The sequence below is a fragment of the Saccharothrix sp. NRRL B-16348 genome, from assembly GCF_001280085.1.
Taxonomy (GTDB): Bacteria; Actinomycetota; Actinomycetes; order Mycobacteriales; family Pseudonocardiaceae; genus Actinosynnema.
In genome coordinates this window covers 69,990-76,028 of record NZ_LGED01000258.1, presented here as the reverse complement: position 1 = coordinate 76,028, position 6,039 = coordinate 69,990, and the positions used below count along the sequence as shown (strand labels likewise).

Genomic DNA, 6,039 nt, shown 5'->3' with positions numbered 1-6,039 from the left:
CGGCCCCCCCCGCGCCCCCCCCCCCCCCCCCCCCGCCACCCCCCCCATGGCCCCCCCCTTCGACCCCGCCGGCCCCCGCACCCCCGAAACCCGCCTCGTCCTCGAAGCCTGACCACCCGGGGGAGCGGCACCGACGTCACCGCACCGCGTTGCCCGCCACCAACTCCGCACCCAACCGCGCCAACTCCGCCCGCACCGCCCCCGACTCCACCACCTCCACCAACGCACCCCACCCCGCCAACACCTGCGCGATCATCAGGGGAGTGGCCGCCGACAACCGCACCCGCGTCCGACCACCCACCTCCTCCACCACCTCGCAATGCCGCCCGAACTGATCACCCAACACGTGCGCGAACCGCGACTCCACCGACACCACCGCCGACACCGACGACCGCCGCCGCTCCACCTCCGACACCACCCGCTCCCACGCCACCGACAACTCGAACCCCTCCGGCCGCTCGAACACCTCCTCCGTCACCCGGGCCGACACCACCCGATCCACCCGGAACGTCCGCTCACCCGCCCCCGTACCCGCCACCAAGTACCAAACCTCGTCCTTGTCCACCAACCCCCACGGCTCCACCACCCGCTCCGACCGCACCCGCCCACGCCCCTCGTACACCAACACCACCCGCCGACGCCCCACCACCGCCTCCTGCAACACACCCACCAACGCCGGCCGCTCCCGACCGACACCACCCCACCCCGCCACATCCACCACCACCGCGTCCGCCGCCGCCTGAGCACCCTCCCGGAACGTCTCCGGCAACGCCCGCACCAACTTCCGCAACGCCGCCCGCACCTCCGGCGACCCCGCCGCCGCCGGACCCACCAACAAGAACAACGCCCGCGCCTCCGCCGACGTCAACCCACTCAAATCCGTCCGCGCACGCCCCACCAACCGCCAACCACCACCACGCCCCGGCTGCGGATACACCGGCACACCCGCCGACGACAACGCCTCCAGATCCCGACGCGCCGTCGCCACCGACACCTCCAACTCACCCGCCAACTCAGCCGCCGTCACCTGCCCCCGCGCCTGCATCAACAACAGGACAGCCACCAACCGGTCCGCACGCATGCACCCAGTCTCGCCCCAAAAGTGCTCACTCCGTGAGCACTTTGACCGCCAAAGTAGGGGACAAGCGACCACCACCCACCGAAAGAGGAACCACCGTGCTCCGCGGACTCACCACCACCAGCTTCTTCGCCGACGACCTCGACGCCGCCGCCACCTGGTACACCGAACTCTTCGGCATCGAGCCCTACTTCACCGTCCCCGGCGGCTACGTCGAATACCGCATCGGCGACTACGAACACGAATTCGGCATCGTCAAGAGCGACTACGCACCCCACGACACCCACACCGGCCCCGCCGGCGCCATCACCTACTGGGCCGTCGACGACCTCCAGGCCACCCTCGACCGCCTCACCGAACTCGGCGCCACACCCCACGACGCACCCACCGTCCGCGGCGAGGGCTACGTCACCGCCAGCGTCGTCGACCCCTTCGGCAACGTCCTCGGCATCATGGCCAACGCCCACTACCACGCCACCCTCGCCCGCATGACCACCACCGCGACCACCTGACCCACCCCGAACCCACCCGACCGACACCGAAGTGCGGGGGCTGTATCGGTTCCGCCCACCCCGATACAGTCCGCTCCTTCCCAGCGCCCGCACCACCAGCGCCCCAAGGAGCCCGGATGACGCCGCGGATCTCCGTCGTGATCCCCACCTACAACCGCGCCGAACTCCTCCGCCGCACCCTCGACAGCCTCACCGACCAAACCCTCCCACCCGACCACTACGAGGTCATCGTCTCCGACGACGGCTCCGACGACCACACCGCCGACATCGTCACCACCTACCAGGACCGCCTCCGCCTGCACTACCACCACCAACCCGACCTCGGCCGCCGCGTCGCCCACGCCCGCAACGCCGGCGCCCGCCTCGCCACCGCACCCGTCCTCGCCTTCCTCGACTGCGGCACCCTCGCCGGACCCGACTTCACCCGCGCCCACGCCGACGCCCACACCGGACACCCCACCCTCAACCTCGGCTACGTCCACGGCTACCGACCCTGGGACCCCACACCCGGCCTCGCCGAAGCCATCACCACCCGAACCCCGAAGCAAGTCCACCAGGACTTCCAGGACCACCCCGGCTTCCGCGACATCCGCCACGAACCCCTCGCCGCCGTCGACTTCCACCCCGACCGCCTCGCCTTCCCGTGGCTCTTCGCCTGGGGCATGAACCTCTCCCTGCGCGCCACCGACCTCCACGCCGTCGGCGGCTTCGACGAACGCTTCGTCACCTGGGGCACCGAGGACATCGAACTCGGCTACCGCCTCCACCGGCACGGCCTCGCCACCCACTTCGACCTCACCGCCTGGGCCGTCGAACCACCGCACGACCGAGACACGGGGGAGATGCTCGCCAGCGCGAAACGCACCATGCGCCAGTTCCTCGACAAGACCCACGAACCCGGCGTCGAACTCGTCTGGGCCTCCCTGGAACGCGACGACCCGCTCATCGCCGAAGCCGAACACCGCACCCTCACCACGTGGACCGAACAGGCCCGCGACCTCGACGTCCGAGCCGAGATCGACCGGCACACCGCCGACGCCGGGGGACCGGTGTGCGTCATCGGCTGCGGCGCCGACATCCCGGACACCCTGCCCGACGGCAGCGTCCTGATCGACTTCGACGCGGAACTCCTGGCGAAGGCCGACGGCGCACACGCACGCCACCACGCGATCGGCCTGCAGATCCCGCTGCCGGACAACGCGGTCGAACGCGTCGTCGTCACGTCACGGCTCGACGGCATGTGGCGCATGTGGGGCGACGTCATCACCGCGGAGGCGACCCGGATCGGCAGGGAAGTGCCCCGGACGGTCCCGCAACGTTATACTTAACATAATGTAGATTATCGGCGTTACGGGCAGGCCGGTCGGCAGGGGTCACGAGGCAACCCGAGGCGCAGGCCGGCAACACCGGCACGACACGTTCACGCCGCGACGTTCGCCGGGCCGGTCGCCTCGGGGCACGCACGCAGCTGCCCGTGCCGTTCACGCGGACGAGGCGACCGGGCACACCACGGATGCCCGGCGAGCCCCCGGACCGGAAGACCCGAGGCAGAACCGAGTCGCCGCGTTCTGACACCCCGCCGTAGAAACGTCACAGTGACGGATCGTCGTTGGTGTCAGCGGATGCGGTGCCGACGCACAGGTCGGTTCCAGACCCCGCAGTTGATCATCGAGGGCCGAGCCTCCGGACCTTCGGCGGGAAACCACCGGCAGTCCACCGGACGCCCGGGCACGTGTCACGTCGGCGCGTGTCGCGCGCGAATGTGCGTTCCAGGGGTCGGATCGGCCGTCGCCGGAGCGTTTCGAGAGGGGCATCCCCCGGTCGGAGCCCGAACCCCTTCCGGACCCGCTTTTGATGGATAATTGCCATTATCCATCAGTTGATCTTGGTTGCGGGAGACCGGCACGTCGATGTCGACGAAGTGCCGGGGACACAGGGCCGAGATCGCGGGCTCCCCCGCGAAACGGGCTGTTGGCCACTGCGTGTCGGTGGCTTCGGCTGTCGTGACGCCCTCGCGCAGGCGACCCGCTTCCCCGGGAGGACGGCGTGGCCCCTCCCCTGTCACGACGCCTCTCGTGCGCGCCGGCGGTACTGTTGCGCGCCGTTCCGGTCCCGGACGGCGATCCCCTTCGCCCGGAGCTGGTCCAGTGCGTCCGCCGCCGCTCCGGCCTTCTTGTCGGCGAGGGCGCGGTGGCGGGTCCGGAGCAGGGTGTGCGCGGCGGCGTCGAGGTCGGGTGTGCCGTCGACCCAGGGGGTGAACTCGGTTTCGTGCGGGTCGGTCGTCCCGCGCCACGGGTAGCCGAACCGCTCGAACGCCTCGCGCAGTCCCCTGGTCGGCAGGTCGGTCGCGCGGACGCGGGCGAGCTCACGCGTGTCGTGGTCCAGGACGACGAGGTCTCGACCGTCGGTGAACACGGCGGCCGTCTGGTCGTGGCGCAGGTGCAGCGCGGTGCCGTTCTCGTGCACGGCGAGGTGGTCGCGGTGCACGGTCACCACCGGGCTTTCCTTCCGGGCGCTCGCGGCGAGCCAGGTCCCGGCGGCGGCGCCGAGGAGGGTGAGCACGGGCAGTGCCCAGCTGGTGGGCAGTTGTGCGGCGAGCCGGAGTGGTGCGGGGGCCGAGCCGGTGAGGTCCAGCAGCCAGTTTGCGAGTGGTGCGGTGCCGAAGGCGGCTCCGCAGCCGAGTGCGGCGCCGCCGAGTCGGAGGAGCCAGAGCCAGGTGGTGGGCATCCTGACGGTGACGGCGTCGTGGTCGGTGGTTGTGCCCATCAGGTGTCCTTCGGTTCGTGCGGTGGTGGTGTGAGGTAGCGGGTGACGGTGCGTCGGAGTGCGGGTCGTGGGTCGTGTGCGGGGTGGGCGTTGAGGTACACGGCGTCGACGATCGCGAGGAGCCAGCGGGCGGTGTCGTCGGGGTCAAGTGCGGGGTCGACGGTTCCGTCGTCGATGCCGCGGGTGACGAGTCGTGCGAGTCCTTGGTGCTGGATGCGGGTGGTGCGGGTGACGACGTCGACGAGTTCGGGGTCGCGGCCTGTCTGGCGGAGCAGTTCGACGAGCAGGCCGATGGCGTCGGGGTCCTGGGCGTCGGCGGCGAGTTCGGTGACGAGGTCGGTGATGGCGGTGAGGGGGTGTGGGGTGTCGGCGTGGCGGGCGATGAGGTCTTGGGATCGGGGCAGGTCGCCTTCGAAGATCGAGCGGAAGACTGCTTGTTTGTCGGGGAAGTAGTAGAAGACGCTGGCGGCGCTGAGTCCGGCGGCGCGGGCGATCTGGGCGACGGTGGTGTGGTCGAAGCCTTGGGTGGCGAAGAGGTGGGTGGCGGCGTGGGTGATGGCCTGTCGGCGTTGTGCCACCTGGTGGGTGTCGACGGTGCGTGCCACGGCGGGCCTTTCATTGACTGATCGATCAATCGAACTATACCGCGGGGGGCGGTCGTCGGGTTTTGTCGGTGGTGTGCGGTAGGAAGATCGACATGCTGGTGCTTGCCGCTCAGGAATCGTTCTTCCTCGCTCGTCGGCCGCGGAAGGATTCGCCGCACACGACGGCGGCGTACCGGCGTGACCTGGCGGGTGTCACGGCGTTGTTGGCGGAGGTGACGGGCACTCCCCCGGAGTCGTTGGAGATGTCGGAGTTGACGACGCGGAACCTGCGTGAGGCGTTCGGGGTGTTCGCGGATTCGCACGCGAAGTCGTCGGTGTTGCGGGCGTGGTCGACGTGGAACCAGTTCCTGACGTTCTGCGTGGCGGAGGAGTTGGTGGCGGGGAACCCGATGGGTGCGGTGGCGCGGCCGAAGACTCCCCCGTTGGTGCCGAAGCCGTTGCGGGGTGAGGACACGCCGGAGCGGTTGTTGGCGGCGGCGGCGGAGGGTGCGCGGCGGGGTCGTGATCCGTGGCCGGAGCGGGATGTGCTGGTGTTGGCGTTGGGTCTGGTGGCGGGGTTGCGGTCGGCGGAGATGCGGACGTTGACGTTGGCGTCGGTGGTGGGTCGGCCGGGTGAGCGGCGGTTGCACGTGGCGGGGAAGGGGAATCGGGATCGGTCGGTGCCGATCGAGCCGGCGATGGATCGGATCGTCGAGCAGTACTTGGCGTCGTGTCGGCGGCGTTTTCCGCAGGGGCGGTTCGATCGGGGTTCGGCGTTGTTGCGTGATCGGCATGGTGAGCCGATCGGGCGGGGTGGCTTGGAGTACTTGGTGCGGTCGTGCTTCCGGTGGGCGGGGTTGCACGATCGGGTGCCGTCGGGTGCGAACCTGCACGCGTTGCGGCACACGTTCGCGACGCGGTTGGCGGAGGACGGTGCGTCGGCGTCGGAGATCATGGCGTTGTTGGGGCATGCGTCGTTGGCGACGTCGCAGAACTACATCGAGGCGACGGCGCGGGAGCGGCGGGCGGCGGTGGCGGGTAATCGGACGTATGTGTCGTTGGCGCGGTTGCCGCATCGGGAGTAGCGGCGGTGTGGGTG

The 6,039-nt window shown here is 70.3% G+C and carries 6 protein-coding genes; 3 read left to right on the top strand and 3 right to left on the bottom strand.

The features are described from left to right. Positions 1 to 136 precede the first annotated feature (136 nt). The gene (locus ADK67_RS43040) at positions 137 to 1,081 is read right to left on the bottom strand and encodes a helix-turn-helix transcriptional regulator (RefSeq protein WP_053722372.1); all 945 of its coding nucleotides are present in this window, start codon (positions 1,079 to 1,081) and stop codon (positions 137 to 139) included. A gap of 95 nt (positions 1,082 to 1,176) precedes the next feature. Between ADK67_RS43040 and ADK67_RS43035 the strand changes: the two genes are divergently transcribed. Together ADK67_RS43035 and ADK67_RS43030 are read left to right on the top strand one after the other, a co-directional pair. Beyond that, positions 1,177 to 1,590, top strand: a complete 414-nt coding sequence (locus tag ADK67_RS43035) for a VOC family protein (RefSeq protein WP_053722371.1) — start codon at positions 1,177 to 1,179, stop codon at positions 1,588 to 1,590. Positions 1,591 to 1,706: 116 nt separating this feature from the next. Further along, positions 1,707 to 2,918 carry a glycosyltransferase gene (locus ADK67_RS43030; protein ID WP_053722370.1) on the top strand — a complete coding sequence of 404 codons (1,212 nt, stop codon included), beginning with the start codon at positions 1,707 to 1,709 and terminating at the stop codon, positions 2,916 to 2,918. A gap of 733 nt (positions 2,919 to 3,651) precedes the next feature. On the opposite strand, the gene ADK67_RS43025 is transcribed toward ADK67_RS43030, so the two are convergent. Together ADK67_RS43025 and ADK67_RS43020 are read right to left on the bottom strand one after the other, a co-directional pair. Continuing rightward, on the bottom strand, positions 3,652 to 4,356 hold the full coding sequence (locus ADK67_RS43025; RefSeq protein ID WP_197289897.1) for a YqeB family protein: 705 nt from the start codon (positions 4,354 to 4,356) through the stop codon (positions 3,652 to 3,654). Continuing rightward, entirely contained in the window at positions 4,356 to 4,961 is a 606-nt protein-coding gene (locus ADK67_RS43020) for a TetR/AcrR family transcriptional regulator (protein ID WP_053722369.1), read from the bottom strand. Before ADK67_RS43020 ends, ADK67_RS43025 begins: the two co-directional genes overlap by 1 nt. A 92-nt stretch (positions 4,962 to 5,053) precedes the next feature. Between ADK67_RS43020 and ADK67_RS43015 the strand changes: the two genes are divergently transcribed. Further along, positions 5,054 to 6,025, top strand: coding sequence for a tyrosine-type recombinase/integrase (locus ADK67_RS43015; protein ID WP_053722368.1), 972 nt, complete (start codon positions 5,054 to 5,056; stop codon positions 6,023 to 6,025). Positions 6,026 to 6,039: the final 14 nt, after the last annotated feature.